This window comes from Saccharopolyspora rosea (assembly GCF_025643595.1).
GTDB lineage: Bacteria > Actinomycetota > Actinomycetes > Mycobacteriales > Pseudonocardiaceae > Saccharopolyspora > Saccharopolyspora rosea.
The window spans coordinates 201,167-219,616 of the sequence record NZ_CP102826.1 but is presented as its reverse complement, the minus strand read 5'-3'; the positions used below and the strand labels follow the sequence as shown (position 1 = coordinate 219,616).

Sequence of the window (18,450 nt, the reverse complement as noted above, 5' to 3'; positions counted from 1 at the left end):
TGTGGCACCGGATTGTCGACAAGGGCGGAGGAGCGGGTTGTCCACCACTCCCGGAGCAGTCGATCCGCATCCGGGCGGCGTCGGGAACATCACGGCTACGCAGCGGAAACCACCGCGGTCGGCACGACTGCGGAGAGTGCGCGAGGCACTGCTCCGGCACCGCCGCGCACTGCTCGTTATCTCCCCGGCTGTGGTCTACCTCGCAGTCCGCGGCGTGGGCCTGCTGGTGCTGGCGTGGCTGTCCGCCGCCACCGACCAGTCGACGCTGGACAACCTGCGTTCCTGGGACGGCGAGTGGTACCTGGAGATCGCCGCGCACGGGTACGCCGGCGTCGACCCGAGCATGGTCGACGGCTACGGGCACCGGTACCCGGAGACGCCGATGGCGTTCTTCCCCGGTTACCCGCTGTTGATCCAGGCGTTCGCGCTGGTGCCGGGGATCGGTGTGACCGGTGCCGCGATCACCGTCAGCCTGCTGGCGGGCGTCGCCGCGGCCTACGGCCTGGTCCGGCTGGGGCGCCGGATCGGCGGCTCGGACGCGGTCGGGCTGCTGCTGGTCGCCCTGTTCGCGGCCGCACCGATGTCCGTGGTGCTGTCCATGGCGTACTCCGAGGCGCTGTTCTGCGCGTTGTCGATCTGGGCGCTGGTCGGGGTCCTGGAGCGGAACTGGGCGCTGGCCGGGCTGTGCTGCGCGGCGGCCGGACTGGTGCGCCCGACCGCCGCGGCGCTGACCGCGGTGGTGGGGCTGGCCGCGCTGATCGCCATCGTGCGGCGCCGGGACACCTGGCGGCCGTGGCTGGCGCTCGTGCTCGCCCCGCTGGGGCTGCTCGGCTACATCGGCTGGGTGGGCCTGCAAACCGGCAAGCCGACCGGCTACTTCGCGCTCCAGCAGCGCGGTTGGTCCTCGGCCTTCGACGGCGGCGTGGCCACCACCAGGTTCGTGGTCGAGACGCTGACCTCGGACAAGTCGGTGCTGGAGACCTTCACCGCGTGGCTCGTGCTTGCCGCGCTGGTGCTGCTGGTGCTGTGCTTCCGGCAGCGGATGCCGTGGCCGCTGCTGGCCTTCGCCACCGCGGTCGTCGCCCTCGACCTGGGCTCCGACGGGCTGATGTACTCCAAGGTCCGGTTGATGTTGCCCGCGTTCCCGCTGCTCATCCCGCTCGCGATCGGCCTGGCGCACCGGCGCCGGAGCACGGCGGTGTGCACCACGGCGCTGCTGGTGTTCTTCGGGTCGTGGTTCGGCGCGTACTCCCTGACCGCCTGGCAGTACGCGATCTGAGCGCCGCCCCGACGTGGTGCCGGGCGGGCTGGACACGGGTAGCCGGGGCTCGACAGACTCGTCGCCGACGCCACTCGCGACGCTGGAGGTGCGTGTGACCGCAGAGGAGTTCACGGTCGCCCAGACCCCGAGGAGCAAGCCGGCGGAGACGTCGGTGCCGCTGCACCCGCTGCTGGCCGAGCGGTGGAGCCCGCGCGCCCTCGACCCGGCCGTGACGCTGACCGACGCGCAGTTCACCGCGCTGTTCGAGGCGGCCCGGTGGGCCCCGTCGTGGGGCAACACCCAGCCCGCCCGCTACGTCGCCGGGCGTCGCGGCGAGGAGACGTTCGAGCGCATCCACGCCACGCTCTCGCGCGGCAACGCGGGGTGGACGAGCACCGCCGCCGCGCTGGCGATCGGCGTGACCCGGGTGGTCGACGACGAGGGCGAGCCGATGCCCTACGGCGAGTACGGGCTCGGGCTGGCCACCGAGAACCTGGTGCTCCAGGCGGTGGCCGAGGGCCTGGTGGCGCACCAGATGGCGGGCTTCGACCGGGACGCGGCCCGCACCGCCTTCGACATCCCCGCCGAGTACGAACCGATGGTCGCGATCGCGATCGGCGGTCTCGGCGAGGTCGACGGCATGCCGGACCGCCTGCGGCAGAAGGAGCTGGCCCCGCGCTCCCGCAGGCCGCTGTCCGAACTCGTCTTCCGCGACACCTGGGGCTCCCCGCGCTTCCCCTGACCGCTCGCCCGGCGGCGAGGTGGCCGCCGCATTGGGCCGTCCGGTGGAAAGTCGGGTGGGCTGCGAGCACGAGACGTTCACCCGGGCTTGAACTCCCCTATCCTTGGGCAGTTACGTTCCGTGGATTCATGGGGTAAGACTTCACTCGTGTGGACGAGTACGAGACCTGCGGCGGAAGCGCTCGACAGCGCTGACGAACTCGCGGGACTGCGCGCCCACTACAACCTCCCACCCGGGCTGATCCGGCTCGACGGCCGCAGCGGCGGTCCGCACCCGCGGACGACGGCGCGACTGCGCCGGTTCGTCGAACACCGCTGGGACCTGCGTTCGGCGCGGCCGCGCAGCGACGCCGACTGGCGCCGGGAGGCCCGGTCGGCGGCGGCCGCGCTGGCGCCGCTGGTCGGCGCCGCGCCCGGGGAGCTCAACATCGCCGAGTCGACGTCGACGCCGCTGTTCAAGGCGTTGATCGCGGCGGCCCGGCTGCGCCCGGACCGGCCGGTGCTCGCGGTGGGCCGGGACTGCTTCCTCACCGACCACTACGTCGCCCGCTCCGCCGCCGAGTTCGCCGGGCGCCGGCTGTGGCTGTTCGACGGCGTGGAGCAGCTGGCGGATCTGCCCGCCGACGAGGTGGCGGTGGTGGCGCTGTCGCACACCGACCGGTTCTCCGGCGCGGTGCGCGACGCGGGCGGGATCACCGAGCGGATCCACCGGGCCGGCGCCCTGGCGCTGTGGGACCTGAGCGGGTCGGCCGGTGCGCTGGACGTGGACCTGCACGCCTGGGAGGCCGACTTCGCCCTCGGCTGCGGGTACCGCTACCTCGGCGGCGGTGCCGGCGCACCGGCGTACTGCTTCGTCGCCGAACGGCACCGCAACGGCTCGCGCGACAGCGGGTGCGACGCGGCGGGCGTGCTGCACCCGCTGTCCGGCGGGTTCGCCGAACCGGCTTCGGGGCTGGCGCTGTCCGAACTGCGCACCGGTCTGTCCATCTTGGACGGTGTGAGCCCGGCCGCGCTGGCGGCCAAGACGGCGGGCCTGGTCGACCTGTTCCTGCGGCGGCTGCGGGAGAACTGCGCGGACGCGTGCATCGAGGCGGTGGCACCGCCGGACGGCCGCCCGCACGGCGCCGAGGTGAACCTGCGGCACCCGCTGGCGCAGCGCGTCGCCGACGAGCTGTCCAACCGCGGCGTGCTGGTCGAGCACGCCGAACCCGACGTGCTGCGGTGCAGCTTCGCGCCGTCGTGGCTGCGCTACGTCGACGTCTGGGAGGCCACCGACCAACTGCACGACGTCCTGCACGCGGTGGCGTGACCGGCACTTCCGGCCAGGTCCGGGGACGAGGCCCTGTTCAGTCCACTGTAGACCGACGTCAGCTCGTCGTGGAACGCGGTCGGCGAGGGGGACGGACCGCGCAGCCGCCTGCTGGTGGCGTGCAGCGCGGAGACCAGTCGTTGGGCGTGCTGCAGGTCGTGCTCGGCGGTCGCGAGAGCGCGTTCGGTCGCGGCGTCGACGAGGCGCTCCAGCAGCGCGGCGGTCGGCCACCAGTGCTCCGCACCGCGCGCCGCAGCCGGGTCGACCAGGTGCTGCTGCAGGGCCGCGCGCAGGTCGGCCAGCCGCCGGTAGGTGCGGCGGCGCTGCGCCGAACGGCCGTGCCTGCCCGCCAGGGACAGCGACACGTACTCGGCCACCTCGTCCACGGCGTCGGCGAACTGCACCGGCAGCGCCGGGCCGCGGCTGAGCGGGCGGAGCAGGAAGCCGACGAGCAGCACGATCGCGCAGCCGACCAGCGAATCGACCAACCGCGCCGTCGGAACGCCGTGCCCCTCGGTCTGCAACAGCACCAGGGTCGTGACGACCGCGGTGAACAGCCCGTAGTGGCGGCTCAACGCCACCGGCAGTTCGGCCGCCAGCGCGACGACGAACGGCAGCGTCCACCAGCCGCCGGGCACCGCCGACAGGATCGCCAGTGCGACCAGCACGCCGAGCACCGTGCCGACGCCGCGCAGCACCGTCCGCGCGAACACCGAGCCCGAGTTCGGCTTGAGCACCAGCGCGACGGTCAACGCCACCCAGTACCCGCGGTCGAGACCGGCCACCAGGCCGACGCACTCCGCGGCGGCGAGGCACAACGCCATGCGCAACGCGAGGATCCACGTGCGCCGGCCGACGGCGAAGCGGAATCCGCTGCGCTGGCGCGGCGACGCGGCGGGCAGCTTCGCGCGCCGGAACGCGGTGACCAGCTCGGCGATCCCGCGGTCCAGCGCGCGGACCAGGGCCGAATCGTCGTCGCCCGGGTCGTACCGGTCCGGCACCGCACCGGTGCGCATGCACCGCGCCAACGAGCGCAACGCGTCGAGCGCGCGGTTCGGCGGGCGGATTCCGGCGTGCACCAGGGCGACCGATGCCTCGACGATCGGAGTGGTGCGCGCGTGCACCAGGTAGAGCCGGTCGTGCACGCGGCTGCGGGACACCGCCGCTCCGTCGACCAGCAGGTCGTGCGCGTCGTTCAGCGCCCGGGTGAGCTCCCGGCGCGACGCGGTCGCCTCGGCGGTGCCGGTGGCGGTGACCATGCGGACGATCTCGGTGAACACGGCCGCCACCGCGCGGCGCGCCGGGGTCGCGCGCCGGAACGGCCAGGTCGCGGCGACCATCGCCACCACCAGCGACGCGCCGCAGGCGAACCACAGCACGTGCTCGCCGACGGACAGCGCGCCGGAGCGCTGGCCGGTCGCCACGATGCAGAACGTCAGCAGCTGCGCGCCCGCCGCGGCCCACAGGTCGCCCATCGCGCTGGCGAGCACGGACAGCACCGCGACGGCGACGACCACGGCCGCCGCCGGGGCACCCGTGGTGGCCGCGCCGACGGCGAACCCGGCCGTGCCGAGCACCGCGGTCAACCCGACCCTGCGCAGCCGGTGCCGGTAGGACGTCGTCAGGTCCGAGAAGCTGACGCACAGCGCGCCCACCGACGCGAGCACCGCCTCCTCGGTGCGCCCGGTGAGCAGGCCCACCACCTGCGGCGCACCGACGCCGACCGCCGCCGCGCACACCCGCGTCCAGTCGGCGGGCAGCGACGCGGGCCGCAGCATGCGCCGCAGCCAGGCGGGGAAGAACGGGGTTCCGGCGGTCACGCGCACATCCCTTCGCAGCAGGGGGTCGCGCTCCACGCCGAGCGGCTGGACTCGCCGTCCAGTGTCACCCGCCCACGCGCGAGGAACCGCCGTTCGCCGTCGGCGTCACACCTTGGGGTCGATCACATCAGCGCCCGCAGCACGCGGGTGGCCAGCGACGTGGCGAACAGCCAGAACAGCGCCGCGATGCCGTAGTTCACCAGCACCGCGAGCTTCGGGTCGGCCGGGGTGAACAGGTCCTGGAAACCCAGCGCGAGCGGTTCCGCCCAGCGGGCCACGAAACGCGTGATCCCGTTGTCCGGGTTCGCTCCGCCGACCGTCAGCACCACGTGCACGGCGAGCAGCGCCGCGAACAGCGTGCCGACCCAACGCACCACCGCGGTGAGCGTGCCCACCACCCGGGCGCGGGCACGGCGCACGTCGAACGAACGGCGCCGGTGCGCGCCCGTCATGGAACCGCCGGCTTCTTCGGTCACGAACGTCAAGTGTGGCACGAGATCGGCCGCAGAACTACCAGCTGGTAGCAGCGGATGCTCCCGCCATGTGGGAAGGGCGCTTGCATCCCGGGCGGTCGGTGCGGTTAGCCTGGGCCTCGTGGCTCGCGTTCTCCTGCTTCGCCGCCGCGACGGGGTCAGTTAGACCGGCCCCTCGTCGCGGGGTTCGAACGCGCCGGTCGTCAACCACCGGTACCGAGCAGGAGAGAAAGCACTCGCGATGAGCAATTCCCCCGAATCCCAGGCCCCGTCCAACCCCGAAGGCTCCGCGCGCGGTGAGCGCGGCAGGGTCCGCACGCCCTCCCGTCCCGCCCCGGCCGACCAGGCGCCGTGGAACCCGCAGCGCGGCAGCTCCATGCCGTTCCACCGCTACCGCCCGTTCCACGAGCTGGTGGAGGACGTCTCGCTGCCCGACCGCACCTGGCCGGACAACCGGATCACCCGCGCCCCGCTGTGGTGCGCCGTGGACCTGCGCGACGGCAACCAGGCGCTGATCGACCCGATGTCCCCGGCCCGCAAGCGGCGCATGTTCGAGCTGCTGGTCGGGATGGGCTTCAAGGAGATCGAGGTCGGCTTCCCCGCCGCCAGCCAGACCGACTTCGACTTCGTGCGCGAGATCATCGAGGACGGCGCGATCCCCGAGGACGTGCGCATCCAGGTGCTCACCCAGTGCCGCCCGGAGCTGATCGAGCGCACCTTCGCCGCCCTGGAAGGCGCGCCGCGGGCGGTCGTGCACATCTACAACTCGACGTCGATCCTGCAGCGCCGCGTGGTGTTCCGCGAGGAGCGCGAGGGCATCAAGAAGATCGCCAAGCTGGGCGCCGAGATGGCCCTGGAGTACGCGGGCAAGTACCCGGACACCGACTTCCGGTTCCAGTACTCGCCGGAGTCCTACACCGGCACCGAGCTGTCCTACGCGGCCGAGGTCTGCGACGCGGTCACCGAGATCTGGCAGCCCACTCCGGAGCGCCCGGTGATCCTGAACCTGCCCGCCACCGTGGAGATGGCCACGCCGAACGTCTACGCCGACTCCATCGAGTGGATGCACCGCAACCTGTCCCGGCGCGACTCGGTGATCCTCTCGCTGCACCCGCACAACGACCGGGGCACCGGCATCGCCGCCGCCGAGCTGGGCTACCAGGCCGGTGCCGACCGCATCGAGGGCTGCCTGTTCGGCAACGGCGAGCGCACCGGCAACGTCGACCTGGTGGCGCTGGGCATGAACCTGTTCAGCCAGGGCATCGACCCGCAGATCGACTTCTCCGACATCGACCACATCAAGCGGACCGTCGAGCACTGCAACCAGCTGCCGGTGCACGAACGCCACCCGTGGGGCGGCGAGCTGGTGTACACCGCGTTCTCCGGCAGCCACCAGGACGCCATCAACAAGGGCCTGGACGCGCTGCGCCGGGAAGCCGAGCGGGCCGGGACGCCGGTGGACGAGCACCCGTGGGAGGTCCCGTACCTGCCGATCGACCCGAAGGACGTGGGACGCACCTACGAGGCGGTCATCCGGGTCAACTCGCAGTCCGGCAAGGGCGGCGTGGCCTACGTGATGAAGACCGAGCACCAGCTGGACCTGCCGCGCAAGCTGCAGATCGAGTTCTCCAAGGTCGTGCAGACCCACACCGACGGCGAGGGCGGCGAGGTCAGCCCGGCGCTGATGTGGGACACCTTCTCCCGCGAGTACCTGGAGGCCACCGCGCCGCTGAAACTGGTGCGCCAGCGGGTCGACGGCGAGGACGGCGCCGAGCGCATCACCGCCGCGGTCGTCGTCGACGGCGAGGAGCAGCAGATCACCGGCGTCGGCAACGGGCCGGTTTCGGCGTTCGTCGACGCGCTGAGCAGCATCGGCTACGACGTGCGGGTGCTGGACTACAACGAGCACGCGATGACCGCCGGTGACGACGCCCGCGCCGCCGCGTACCTGGAGTGCGCGGTCGGCGAGGAGGTGTTCTGGGGCGTCGGCATCGACACCTCCACCGTGACCGCGTCGCTGCGCGCGGTCGTATCCGCGGTCAACCGCGCGAACCGCTGAACCCGCCCCTTCCGACTCGTCGTGCGGGCGGTGCCGGCGGCTGAACCGCAGCGGCCGGCACCGCCACGCACGGCGCGGACGAACGCCTCAGCGCACCGGGGTCTCGGTCTCCGACTCGGCCGCGGCCGCTTCTTCGGCGGCGGCCGACTTGCGGGCGCGGCGCTTGACCACGTAGACGATCAGCCCGCCGATGAGCACGGTGACGATCAGCGCCAGCCACGAGAACCGGTGGATCCACGCCTCGGCGACCAGGCCGAACACGTAGGCCACGGTGGTCACCACACCGGCCCAGACGATGCCGCCCGTGGCGTTGGCGATCAGGAACTTCGGGTAGGGCATGCCGAGGATGCCCGCCAGCGGTCCGGCCAGGATGCGCAGCAGCGCCACGAACCGGCCGCCGAACACCGCCCACGCGCCCCAGCGGTCGAACGCCTTCTCCGCCTCCCCGACCGGCTTGGGACCGAAGTGCTTGGGCATCTTGCGACCCAGCCAGGCCAGCAGCGCCCGCCCGTAGCGGCGGCCGATGGCGTAGCCGATCGAATCGCCGACGATCGCGCCGAACGCGGCGACGCAGCCCAGCGCGATCGGGTTGACGATGTCCTGCGAGGCCGCCACTCCCGCGCTGACGAGCATGATCTCGCCGGGGAGCGGGATCCCCACACTCTCCAACCCGATGATCAGCCCGACCACCAGGTAGATCACTCCGGCGGGGATCGTCTGCAACCACTCAATCATGCTCACTTCGCCCTGTTCGACCTCGCGTCGGCCCGGCGTTGTGCCGTCCCGGTACCGGCCAGGGTACGGATGGGTGAGCCGACCGACGTGCCGGATGACGGGCTTCGCGTGAGACCGGACACCTCCGGGCACCCGCTTTGCCCCGTCCGCGCTGGTCACCGCCGCGCGAGCCGGATCGCGAACGTCGGAAACCCACCCGACCAAAGACGGTAGTGCGAATTCCTCCCGGCACGCAGACTCGCAGTGTCGCGGCATGCGGGATGGCTCGGCGCGACACCTCTGGGGGTCGGCGAGGAGGGCGGCCGGAAGCGACGGGGGCACGTCGGGGGCCCGGTCGCTCTCCTTCGATCCGGCGAACGCGCAAGCAGGAACCGGCATATTCCACCTGATCGAGCGAGCGAGCTTGAAGCCCGCCCCCGGGCGGGGTTCAGTCGGCCGGGACCGCAGCCGTGCGAGGTGGACATGTGGCCGACCGAGGACCCGACCGAACAGCTCCGTTGGCGGATACCGTGCTCCGCGCCGGACGCGAATGATCGGACCGTGACGGTCCTCGTCGTGGGCGACCGCGTGGCGCTGGTGCTGCCTCCTGGGGACACCACGGTGCTCACCCCGGACGAGGCCGACGCGCTCGCCCACCTGCTGGACACGGCCGCGGACCACGCGACGGCCCGGTAGCGACCCCCGGAGGCGGAACCGTGGCCCTCATCGACACCGACCTCAGCTTCGACCCCCGCGACCCGTACTTCCCCGTGCCCGGCGCCCCCGGTGTGCGGTGGGCGCTGCAGGTCTTCACCACGGTCGACGGCTACGGCATCGACGCCGAGCGGACCCGGGTGCGCGAGGCGGACCGGGTGCACGTGCACGCCGACGGGTACGCGTTGTTCGGTCGGCAGCGGACCGTGGACGTCGGCGAGGTCGACGTCGAGGTCAGCCGCGACTCCGGGGTGCTGGAGTGGGTGGTCAACGTCCGGCACGAAGAGCCGATCAAGGCGGTGAAGCTGCTGCTCACCGGCCTGCCGGAGGCGGCGCTGGCCGCCGGGTGGTGGGCGCCGAACACCGGCCGCGGCTGGGCGCACGGGGTCCGCGGGCAGCGGTTCCAGCTGGAGTACCCCGGGCCGGACTGGGCGACGCCGTGGGTCGCCGCCGGTGACGGCGAAGTGGTGCTCAGCGTGCGCGACCCGATGGTCCGCAGGCAGATCCTGCACGTCCACCAGCCGCCGTACGCACCGCTGCCGATCGTGGAACTGGTGCACGTGCCGTGCGCGACGGCGCGCTCGACGACCTACCGGATGCCGCCGGTCCGGCTGCGGCTGGGCGCCACCGAGCGGACCGCCGACGCCGACCTCGACGACCACCTGTCGTTCGTCGAGGGCGCCCACGGCCTGGTGCCGTGGTCGGAACGCCCGGACGTGCCCGCCTGGCTGCGCGACATCGCGCTGGTCGTGACGCTGCACGGGCAGCACTGGACGGGATACGTGTTCAACACGTTCGCGCAGATGGCCGAGGCGCTGCGGTTCGTCTCGCGGCACATCGACCCGCGGGCGGTCCTCGCCTACGTGCCCGGCTGGGAGGGCCGCTACTACTACCGGTACCCGCAGTACCGGCCCGGCCCCGACCTCGGTGGGGCGGACGGCTTCGCCGCGCTGGCGAGCACCGCGCACCGGCTCGGCGTCCGGCTGATGCCGATGTTCGGCGGCCACGGGGTGAACGTCGTGCAGTACCCGTCGTGGGAGCGCTCGGTGCTGCGCAACGACACCGACCGGTACGCCGAACTGCTCAACCGGCCGGACTGGGACGGCGACCGGGTCGGCGAGGGCGACCAGGTCTTCCTCAACCCGGGCGAGCCGACCTTCCGGGAGCACCTGGTGGAGTCGATCTCGGCGGCGGTCCGGGACTTCGGCGTCGACGCGGCGTTCCTGGACACGCTGGGCTACTGGTTCAACGACCCGCGCCACGAGGTCGTCGACGGCTACCGGCGGCTCGCCGCCGAGCTGCAGCGCCGCCACCCGGGACTGGTGCTGGCCACCGAGGGCTGGTGGGACGCGCTGTCGGCGGTGTTCCCGCTCAGCCAGCAGTGGTTCGGCGCCGACCGCGACCTGCGCAAACCCCGCGTCCTGACGCGCTACGCGCGCACCACGGGCCACCTCGCGGAGGGGACTCCCGGGCCCGGCAGCACCGGCGTGCACGAGAAGGGCTTCGTGCACCGCCCGGCCGACGTCGAGCGCGAGGGCCACATCCCGGTGGTCGGCATCGCCGACGACACCCTGCCCTGCCACGCCGACGAAGTCGCCGCGATCTGCGCCTGGGCCCAGGACCACGCACCGAAGTAGCTAGACCACCCGGCTGCCGCGGTGTTCGAAGTTGGGGTTGGCGACGTGCACGCCGTAGCCCGCCGGGCAGTCGTAGCGGACCAGGATCCGCCCCGACTCCGCGACCAGGCGATCGGCGACCCTGCGCTCCAGGATCGCGCGGTGTTCGCACGCAGTGCATCGGGCTGCGCTGCTGTACCTCACTGCTCCTCCGTTTCGTCGTCGCCGGCGTGCGGCAGCGTACGACGATCTTCACGATCGGGCCGAGGCGACGGCCGGTCGCAACCGCCCGTCGCGGATGTCCTCGGCGTAGTGGCAGGCGACGCGGTGGCCCGGGGAGATCTCGCGCAGCGCCGGGCGTTCGGTGCCGCAGCGCGACTCCTGCCGCCACGGGCACCGCGTGTGGAAGCGGCAGCCGCGCGGCGGCGCGGCGGGTGAGGGCAGGTCGCCGGAGAGCAGGATCTGCTCCCGCTCGTCCTCGGTCACCGGGTCCGGCACCGGCACGGCCGACAGCAGCGCGCGCGAGTACGGGTGCAGCGGCTCGTCGTAGAGCACGTCCGCCCCGGCCTCCTCCACGATCCCGCCGAGGTACATCACGCCGACGCGGTCGGCGATGTGCCGGACCACCGCCAGGTCGTGCGCGATGACCAGGTAGGTCAGCCGGTAATCGGCCTGCAGGTCCGCCAGCAGGTTGAGCACCTGGGCCTGCACGGAGACGTCCAGCGCGGACACCGGTTCGTCGGCGACCACCAGGTCCGGCCCGACCGACAGCGCCCGCGCGATGCCGATGCGCTGGCGCTGGCCGCCGGAGAACTCGTGCGGGTACTTGCGCAGCGCGGTCGTGGGCAGCCCGACGGCCGCGAGCAGTTCCCGCAGCCGCCGCTGTTCGGCCCCGTCGTCGAGGCCGTGCGCGCGCATGCCCTCCACCAGCAGCGATCTGACCGACTGCCGCGGGTCCAGGGAGGACAGCGGGTCCTGGAACACCATCTGCATGCGCCGGCGCATCCGGCGCAGCGGCTCGCCCTTCATGCCGGACAGGTCCACGCCGTCGAAGGTGACCCGGCCCGCCGTGGGCCGCTCCAGCCGGAGCACCGCCCGCCCCAGCGTCGACTTGCCGCAGCCGGACTCGCCGACCAGCCCGTAGGTCTCCCCGCGCCCGATCCGGAACGACACGCCGTCGACCGCGCGCACGTGGCCGACCGTGCGGTCGAACACCACGCCCCGCTTGATCGGGAAGTGCACGGCGAGTTCCTCGGCCTCGACCAGGGGCTGCGCCACCGCCGGGGCCGCGGCGGGAACGGGTTCACCCATGACGCCTCCTGCGTTCGTCGGGGGAGGTCTGGACGGGGGACGTCTGGCGCACCGGGTTGTGGCAGCGCAGCAGCCGCCCGGCACCGTCGACGCCCGGTTCCGGCGGCCGCTGGTCGCACACGTCCAGCGCGTTCGGGCAGCGCGGGCAGAACGCGCACCCCGCGTCCCACGGGATGTTGTCGGCCACCGAGCCCCGGATCGGCGTCAGGCGCTGCCCGCGCGGCACGTCCAGGCGCGGGATCGAGGACAGCAGCCCGGCGGTGTAGGGGTGCCGGGGGCGGGCGAACAGCTCGTGCCGACCGGCCCGTTCCACCACCCGGCCCGCGTACAGCACGTTGACCTCGTCGCACAGCCCGGCCACCACGCCCAGGTCGTGCGTGATCATGATCAGCGCGGTGCCGGTCTCCGCGACCAGGGCGGCCAGCAACCGCAGGATCTGCGCCTGGATCGTCACGTCCAGCGCGGTGGTCGGCTCGTCAGCGATGAGCAGCCGGGGGCGGCAGGCCAGCGCCATCGCGATCAGCGCGCGCTGCCGCATACCGCCGGACAGCTGGTGCGGGTACTCCTTCAGCCGCCGGTCGGGGTCCGGGATGCCGACGCGCCGCAGCAGCCCGCGGGCCTCGGACATCGCCGCCCGGCGCCGCGTCCCGCGGTGCCGTTCGATCACCTCGGCGACCTGCAACCCGATCGGCACCACCGGGTTCAACGAGGTCAACGGGTCCTGGAACACCATGCCCAGGTCCCGGCCGCGGCGCTGGTCCAGTTCCCGCTGCGGCAGCCCCAGCAGCTCGGTGCCGTCGAAGCGGACCGACCCGGACACCTCGGCGCCGCGCGGCGGCAGCAGGCCCATGATCGCCAGCGAGGTCACGGACTTGCCGCAGCCGGACTCGCCGACCAGCCCGACCGTGCGGCCGGGTTCGACGTCGAAGGAGATCCCGTCCACCGCGGTGACCGGCGGTTCGCCGCGGCGGGCGAAGACCACCGACAGGTCGCGGACTTCCAGCAGTGCCATGCGCGCCTCCGTCACCGCCGCTGTTTCGGGTCCAGGGCGTCGCGCAGCGACTCGCCCACCAACGTGAAGCCGAGGGCGACGAGGACGATGCACCCGGCGGGCCAGAACGCCAGCTGCGGGTGCGAGTCGATGACGTTCTGCGCCCCGCCGAGCATCTGGCCCCACTCCGGCACCGAGTCGTCCGCCGCGCCGAGCCCGAGGAACGACAGCGCCGCCGCGTCGATGATCGCCACCGCGAGACCCAGCGTGGCTTGCACGATCACCGGGCCGAGCGCGTTGGGCAGCATGTGCCGGAACACCACCGACCGCTCCTTGACGCCCAACGCCCGCGCCGCGAGCACGTGGTCGCTGGCCCGCTGGGCGAGCATGGTGCCGCGCAGCAGCCGCCCGAAGATCGGGATCTGCACGATCGCGACCGCCAGGATCACGGTGAACTGCGTCTGGTTCGCGAACAGCGCGCCGATCGACACCGCCAGCAGCAGCGACGGGATCGACAGCAGGACGTCGACGATCCGCATCACCACCGCGTCCACCCACCCGGCGAAGGCGCCCGCCAGGACGCCCAGCACCAGCCCGCCGCCCAGTCCGATCACCGTGGCCAGCACGGCGACCAGCAACGTCTGCTGGGAACCCAGCAGCAGCCGGGAGAACAGGTCGCGCCCGTACTGGTCGCCGCCGAGCGGGAACCCGGGCTGCGGCGGCGGAATCGTGTTGTCCGCCCGCGACACCTGGGCGTCCAGCAGGCGCTGCGCCGGGTCGTGCGGCGCCAGCACCGGGGCGAGCAGCGCCAGCAGCACGAACACGACGATGATCGACGCGCCGATCAGGAACACCGGGCTGCGGCGCAGCCGCCGCCACGCCGACGCCGCCAGGCTCACGCCGCCGTCCGACGCCTCGGCCAGCGCGTCGATCCGCGCTCTGCGACGAGTGTTGCCCACCATGCCCTCACCGTGTCCGCAGTCGGGGGTCGATCAGCGCGTACGAGAGATCCACGACCAGGTTGACCAGCACGTACACCCCGGCGGCGGCCAGCACCACGACCTGCAGCACCGGGTAGTCCTTGCGCTGGAAGCCGAGCGCGACGGCCTGGCCGATGCCGGAGATGTTGAACACCCGCTCGGTCAGCACCGCCCCGGCCAGCAGCGCTCCGGTCTGCAGACCGATCGTGGTGACCACCGGGAGCATGGCGTTGTGCAGGATGTGGCGGCGCCGGATCACCATCGCCGCCAACCCCTTCGCCCGCGCGGTGCGCACGTAGTCCTCGTCCACCACGTCCAGCACGGCCGCCCGGGTGATCCGGAAGATCACCGCGAACGGGATCGTGGACAGCGCCACCGCGGGCAGCACCAGGTGCACGAACGCGTTCCACGCCGCGTCCCACTCGCGGGTCAGCAGTCCGTCGAGGATGTAGAAGCCGGTCACGTGCGTGGCGTCGATCCCGGTGTCCTGGCGGCCGGACGCGGGCAGCACGCCGAGTTCGACGGCGAACACGAACTTCAGCAGGAACGCCAGGAAGAACACCGGCACGGCCACCCCGACCAGCGACCACCCGATGGTCAGGTTGTCCAACCAGCGACCGCGCCTGCGGGCCGCCAGGTAGCCCAGCGGGATGCCCACCGCGACCGCGATCAGCAACGCCAGCACCGACAGCTCGATCGTCGCGGGGAACCGGGTCAGGAACACCTCCAGCGCCGGGGTGCCGCGCTGCACGCCGGTGGAGGTGCCGAAGTCGCCGGTGACCGCGCGCCGCACGAACTTCCAGTACTGCACCGGGATCGGCTGGTCCAGGCCGAGATCGGCCTCCAGCTTGGCCCGCGCCTGCGGGGTGGCGCGGTCGCCGAGCAGCGCCGACACCGGTCCGCCGGGCAGCATGCGCAGCCAGGCGAACAGCAGCATCGACAGCACCGCGACGACGACCACCAGCTGCGCCAGCCGTCGGACCGTGTAGCGGAGCACGCAACCCCCTTCCCTCAGCGCGCCACCGGCGAGCAAGCGCGCACCCGCGCGGTCCTACTTCCGGGACACGCTCACGGAGGCGAACTCCTCCGCGGTCAGCGGCGAGGGCACCAGGCCCTTGACCCGGGGGCTCGTCACGATCGCCGGCGGCGAGTGCGACAGCGGCACGGCGGGCAGGTAGTCCGACAGCAGCTGCCGGTTGATGTCCTGGTACATCCCGTCGCGCTTGGTCGCGTCCGGTTCGGAGTCGGCGGCCCGCAGCTGGTCGGCGAGCTGCTGGCCCCACGGCGAGGCCGCGGTGTAGAAGCGGTTGGTGGGGGTGCCGAAGAAGGTGCCGATGAAGTTGTCCGGCGTGTTGTAGTCGCCGGTCCAGCCGAGCAGGAACAGGTCGGCCTTGGCGTTGTCGACGTCGTCGGTGTAGCCGCCGTTCCACGGCTTGCTGACCGGGTTGACGGTGATGCCGACCTGGCGCAGGTTCTCGGCCAGCGCGTTGAAGATGCCCTGCGGGTCCGGCATGTACGGCCGCGTGACGTCGGTCGGCCAGTAGAAGTTGACCGTCAGGTTCGACGCGCCCGCCTCCGCCAGCAGTTGCCGCGCCCGCTGCGGATCGTGCGGGTACTTGCGCACGTCCGGGGCGTAACCGTCCACAGTGTTCGGGTAGAACTCGTCGGCCACCTGGGAACCTTCCGGCATGTTGGCCCTGACCAGCGTCTGCCGGTCGAGGGCGTAGGCGATCGCCTGGCGCACCCGCAGGTCGCGCAGCGCCGGGTTGTTCTTCTGCGTGAAGCCCAGGTAGAGGATGTTGAACGGCTGCCGCACCCGGACGTCGTCCCCGGCTTCCCGCAACGCCTTGAGGTCGGCGGGGTTCGGGTAGTCGTAGGCGTCGATGCTGCCCGCCTCCAACTCCTGTTTGCGCACGGTCTCGTCCGGGATGATCCGGAACACGACCTCGCCCACCTTGGCCTTCGGGCCCCAGTACTGGTCGTTGCGGGCGAGCTTGACGGTCCCGTTGCCCTCGTCGTAGGAGACGAACCGGAACGGCCCGGTGCCCGTCGGGTGCTGCCGGGCGTAGTCGGAGTAGACGAAGCTGTCGCCCTGCGCCCGCACGTCGTCGGCCCGGTAGCGGTCCATCGCGGTCGGCGACTGCATGGTGAACGACGGCAGTGCGAGCAGGTCGGGGAACTTCGACGTCGAGCGGGTCAGGTGCACCACGGCGGTGGCCGGGTCGGGCGCGTCGCAGCCCTGGAACAGCGACGGCTGCTTGCCGTCGGCGAATCCGCCGAAGTTCTCGATCCAGTAGTAGGACAGCGCGTTGTTCTGCCCGGCGCCGGTCTGGTGGTACCAGCGCTGGAAGTTGGCGCACACGGCGCCGGCGTCGAAGTCCGTGCCGTCGTGGAACTTCACGCCCTGGCGGAGGTGGAACGTCCACGTCCGGCCGTCCGGGGTGTGCTGCCAGCTCTGCGCGAGCCGGGGTTCGACGTCGGCGGTGCCGGGCTTGAACCCGACGAGGCCCTCCATGAGCTGCCTGGTGATGCGGAAGGTTTCGCCGTCGGAGGCGTAGAACGGGTCGAAGAGGTCCGGTGCGCCGGCGGCTCCGAAGGTGAACGTGCCGCCCTGCGCTTCGGCGTTGTCCCGCTGGGACTGGGCGCATGCGGTGGGAAGCGCGGCCAGTGCCAGGGCGATTCCCGCGGTGAGGACACGACGTCGCATCCGGGGTTTCCGGCGCGGTGTCGAGGAAGCTCTGCCCATGGAAGCACCTCGATGTGTCTCAGGTCTCAAAAGTGACGTGAGACTAACTCGCAACCGGCCCCGGGTGGAGTACTCGAAGTTACGATCCAGCTACTTAGGACGACCTCGCGACTCCGCGTTTCACCCGCCCCGATCACCCGGTTCGTCCACTTCGGCTACCCGCGCGGTCTCACCGGTGCACGCGGACGTCCGCCCGGGACCGGGTGCCGTCGGCGGCGAACCAGTCGCGTTCGAACTCCTGCCAGCGCCGCAGGAAGGGGCGCGTGCTCTCCCCGTCGCGCGCGACCGCGCGCTCCAGCCGCAGCGCCGGGTCCGGGACCTCCACCCACACCACCAGGGACAACGATCCGGCGGCCGACCGGCGCGCGGCCGAGACGCCCTCCAGCACGAGGACCTCCGGCGGGTCGACGGTCACCCACTCCCCCGGCACCGGCTCCCCGTCCGGCCACTCCACCCGCCGGTAGCGGCCGGGTTCGCCGCGCCGCAGCGGCTCCAGCACCCCGGACACCAGGCGCGGCCACCACTGCACCGGTTCGTCCCAGATGGCGAAGTCGTCGGTGGGCACCACGGCGACGTCCGAGCCGGATGCTCGCAGCGCGCCGGCCAGCTCCCGCGCGAACACCGTCTTGCCCGAGCCCGACGGCCCGTCGACGGCGACCACCCGCACCGCGCCCAGCCTGGGCGGCGCGGTGCGGATCCGCTCGACCAGCGGCGTCACACCGCCCGGCGGCCGGACAGCGCCCGGCCGAGCGTCAGTTCGTCGGCGAACTCCAGGTCCCCGCCCATCGGCAGGCCGGACGCCAGCCGCGTGACGTTCAGGCCCGGGAAGTCGCGCAACATGCGCACCAGGTAGGTGGCGGTCGCCTCGCCCTCGGTGTTCGGGTCGGTCGCGATGATCACCTCGGTGATCTCGTCCCGACCGATGCGGGCCAGCAGCTCGCGCACCCGCAGCTGGTCCGGGCCCACCCCGGACAGCGGGTCGAGCGCCCCGCCGAGCACGTGGTAGCGCCCCCGGAACTCGCGGGTGCGCTCGATCGCCAGCACGTCCTTGGGTTCCTCGACGACGCACACCAGCGTCGGGTCGCGCCGGGCGTCCCGGCAGATCCGGCACGTCGTCTCCTCCGAGACGTTGCCGCAGACCTCGCAGAACACCACGCCTTCCTTGACCTTCTGCAGCGCCTCCTGCAGCCGGGTCACGTCCGCCGGCTCGGCGGCGAGCAGGTGGAAGGCGATGCGCTGCGCGCTCTTGGGACCGATGCCCGGCAGCCTGCCGAGCTCGTCGATCAAATCCTGGACAGGACCTTCATACACGTCGTGCTCGCTTCAGCCCTCACATGCCCGGCAGGCCCAGCCCGCCCAGGTCGGGGCCGCCCGCCCCGCCGAGCGCACCGGCCAGCGGGCCCATCTTCTCCGCCTGGAGCTCCTGCGCGGCCCGGTTGGCGTCCCGCACGGCCGCGACGACCAGATCGGAGAGCGTGTCGGTGTCCTCCGGGTCGACGGCCTGGGGGTCGATGGACATCGACTTCAGCTCGCCCGCACCGCTGACGACCGCGGTCACCAGTCCACCGCCGGCACTCCCGGTGACCTCGGCGGCGGCGAGCTCCTGCTGCGCAGTCATCAGCTGCTGCTGCATCTTCTGCGCCTGTTCCATGATCTGCTGCATGTTCGGCTGGCCACCAGGTTGCACCGTGGTCCTCCTCGTTCCGGACTGTCCG

General features: G+C 72.5%; 18 protein-coding genes. 6 read left to right on the top strand and 12 right to left on the bottom strand.

The features are described from left to right. The first annotated feature begins 190 nt into the window (after positions 1-190). The 3 genes from NV263_RS01080 (at position 191) to NV263_RS01070 (ending at position 3,311) form a co-directional block, all read left to right on the top strand. A complete protein-coding gene (locus NV263_RS01080) occupies positions 191-1,279 on the top strand; it encodes a mannosyltransferase family protein (protein ID WP_263250468.1) in 1,089 nt (362 codons plus the stop codon). Positions 1,280-1,373: 94 nt separating this feature from the next. Further along, on the top strand, positions 1,374-2,003 hold the full coding sequence (locus NV263_RS01075) for a nitroreductase family protein (RefSeq protein ID WP_263250467.1): 630 nt from the start codon (positions 1,374-1,376) through the stop codon (positions 2,001-2,003). A gap of 147 nt (positions 2,004-2,150) precedes the next feature. Beyond that, positions 2,151-3,311 (top strand): aminotransferase class V-fold PLP-dependent enzyme, encoded by a 1,161-nt coding sequence (locus tag NV263_RS01070; protein WP_263250466.1) that lies wholly within the window; start codon positions 2,151-2,153, stop codon positions 3,309-3,311. On the opposite strand, the gene NV263_RS01065 is transcribed toward NV263_RS01070, so the two are convergent. Beyond that, entirely contained in the window at positions 3,251-5,131 is a 1,881-nt protein-coding gene (locus tag NV263_RS01065) for an FUSC family protein (protein ID WP_263250465.1), read from the bottom strand. The two genes, NV263_RS01070 and NV263_RS01065, sit on opposite strands and share 61 nt — an antisense overlap. A 122-nt stretch (positions 5,132-5,253) precedes the next feature. Further along, complete coding sequence (locus NV263_RS01060) at positions 5,254-5,583, bottom strand: hypothetical protein (protein ID WP_380758135.1); 330 nt, start codon at positions 5,581-5,583, stop codon at positions 5,254-5,256. A 262-nt stretch (positions 5,584-5,845) separates the two neighbouring features. On the opposite strand from NV263_RS01060, the gene leuA reads away from it, so the two are divergent. Further along, positions 5,846-7,663 carry a 2-isopropylmalate synthase gene (gene leuA, locus NV263_RS01055; RefSeq protein WP_263250463.1) on the top strand — a complete coding sequence of 606 codons (1,818 nt, stop codon included), beginning with the start codon at positions 5,846-5,848 and terminating at the stop codon, positions 7,661-7,663. An 87-nt stretch (positions 7,664-7,750) separates the two neighbouring features. On the opposite strand, the gene NV263_RS01050 is transcribed toward leuA, so the two are convergent. Continuing rightward, complete coding sequence (locus NV263_RS01050; protein WP_263250462.1) at positions 7,751-8,398, bottom strand: DedA family protein; 648 nt, start codon at positions 8,396-8,398, stop codon at positions 7,751-7,753. Positions 8,399-8,938: 540 nt separating this feature from the next. Between NV263_RS01050 and NV263_RS01045 the strand changes: the two genes are divergently transcribed. Both NV263_RS01045 and NV263_RS01040 read left to right on the top strand, forming a co-directional pair. Beyond that, positions 8,939-9,073, top strand: a complete 135-nt coding sequence (locus NV263_RS01045; RefSeq protein WP_263250461.1) for a hypothetical protein — start codon at positions 8,939-8,941, stop codon at positions 9,071-9,073. 20 nt (positions 9,074-9,093) lie between these two features. Next, positions 9,094-10,728, top strand: coding sequence for an alpha-amylase family protein (locus tag NV263_RS01040; protein WP_263250460.1), 1,635 nt, complete (start codon positions 9,094-9,096; stop codon positions 10,726-10,728). Here NV263_RS01040 and NV263_RS01035 read toward each other — a convergent pair whose 3' ends face one another. From NV263_RS01035 to NV263_RS00995, 9 genes are all read right to left on the bottom strand, one after another. Then, positions 10,729-10,911 carry a hypothetical protein gene (locus tag NV263_RS01035; protein WP_263250459.1) on the bottom strand — a complete coding sequence of 61 codons (183 nt, stop codon included), beginning with the start codon at positions 10,909-10,911 and terminating at the stop codon, positions 10,729-10,731. Positions 10,912-10,959: 48 nt separating this feature from the next. Continuing rightward, entirely contained in the window at positions 10,960-12,018 is a 1,059-nt protein-coding gene (locus NV263_RS01030) for an ABC transporter ATP-binding protein (RefSeq protein ID WP_263250458.1), read from the bottom strand. Continuing rightward, a complete protein-coding gene (locus NV263_RS01025; protein ID WP_263250457.1) occupies positions 12,011-13,030 on the bottom strand; it encodes an ABC transporter ATP-binding protein in 1,020 nt (339 codons plus the stop codon). The genes NV263_RS01030 and NV263_RS01025 overlap by 8 nt, the downstream gene beginning before the upstream one ends. Positions 13,031-13,041: 11 nt before the next feature. Further along, positions 13,042-13,971, bottom strand: a complete 930-nt coding sequence (locus NV263_RS01020; RefSeq protein ID WP_263250456.1) for an ABC transporter permease — start codon at positions 13,969-13,971, stop codon at positions 13,042-13,044. Positions 13,972-13,975: 4 nt separating this feature from the next. Next, positions 13,976-14,986 carry an ABC transporter permease gene (locus tag NV263_RS01015; protein WP_263250455.1) on the bottom strand — a complete coding sequence of 337 codons (1,011 nt, stop codon included), beginning with the start codon at positions 14,984-14,986 and terminating at the stop codon, positions 13,976-13,978. A 54-nt stretch (positions 14,987-15,040) separates the two neighbouring features. Continuing rightward, on the bottom strand, positions 15,041-16,696 hold the full coding sequence (locus tag NV263_RS01010; protein ID WP_263250454.1) for an ABC transporter substrate-binding protein: 1,656 nt from the start codon (positions 16,694-16,696) through the stop codon (positions 15,041-15,043). Positions 16,697-16,904: 208 nt separating this feature from the next. Continuing rightward, a complete protein-coding gene (locus NV263_RS01005; protein WP_450104035.1) occupies positions 16,905-17,453 on the bottom strand; it encodes a uridine kinase family protein in 549 nt (182 codons plus the stop codon). After that, positions 17,450-18,046, bottom strand: coding sequence for a recombination mediator RecR (recR, locus tag NV263_RS01000; RefSeq protein ID WP_263250453.1), 597 nt, complete (start codon positions 18,044-18,046; stop codon positions 17,450-17,452). Before recR ends, NV263_RS01005 begins: the two co-directional genes overlap by 4 nt. A 19-nt stretch (positions 18,047-18,065) precedes the next feature. After that, positions 18,066-18,398, bottom strand: a complete 333-nt coding sequence (locus NV263_RS00995) for a YbaB/EbfC family nucleoid-associated protein (protein WP_263253982.1) — start codon at positions 18,396-18,398, stop codon at positions 18,066-18,068. Positions 18,399-18,450: the final 52 nt, after the last annotated feature.

What these genes read in the sequence shown, in the direction of transcription:
- NV263_RS01060 (WP_380758135.1), bottom strand. Translation starts at nt 5,583, where the DNA reads ATGACGGGCGCGCACCGGCGCCGTTCGTTCGACGTGCGCCGTGCCCGC.
- leuA (WP_263250463.1), top strand. Translation starts at nt 5,846, where the DNA reads ATGAGCAATTCCCCCGAATCCCAGGCCCCGTCCAACCCCGAAGGCTCC.
- NV263_RS01050 (WP_263250462.1), bottom strand. Translation starts at nt 8,398, where the DNA reads ATGATTGAGTGGTTGCAGACGATCCCCGCCGGAGTGATCTACCTGGTG.
- NV263_RS01030 (WP_263250458.1), bottom strand. Translation starts at nt 12,018, where the DNA reads ATGGGTGAACCCGTTCCCGCCGCGGCCCCGGCGGTGGCGCAGCCCCTG.
- NV263_RS01025 (WP_263250457.1), bottom strand. Translation starts at nt 13,030, where the DNA reads ATGGCACTGCTGGAAGTCCGCGACCTGTCGGTGGTCTTCGCCCGCCGC.
- NV263_RS01020 (WP_263250456.1), bottom strand. Translation starts at nt 13,971, where the DNA reads ATGGTGGGCAACACTCGTCGCAGAGCGCGGATCGACGCGCTGGCCGAG.
- NV263_RS01010 (WP_263250454.1), bottom strand. Translation starts at nt 16,696, where the DNA reads ATGCGACGTCGTGTCCTCACCGCGGGAATCGCCCTGGCACTGGCCGCG.
- NV263_RS00995 (WP_263253982.1), bottom strand. Translation starts at nt 18,398, where the DNA reads ATGCAGCAGATCATGGAACAGGCGCAGAAGATGCAGCAGCAGCTGATG.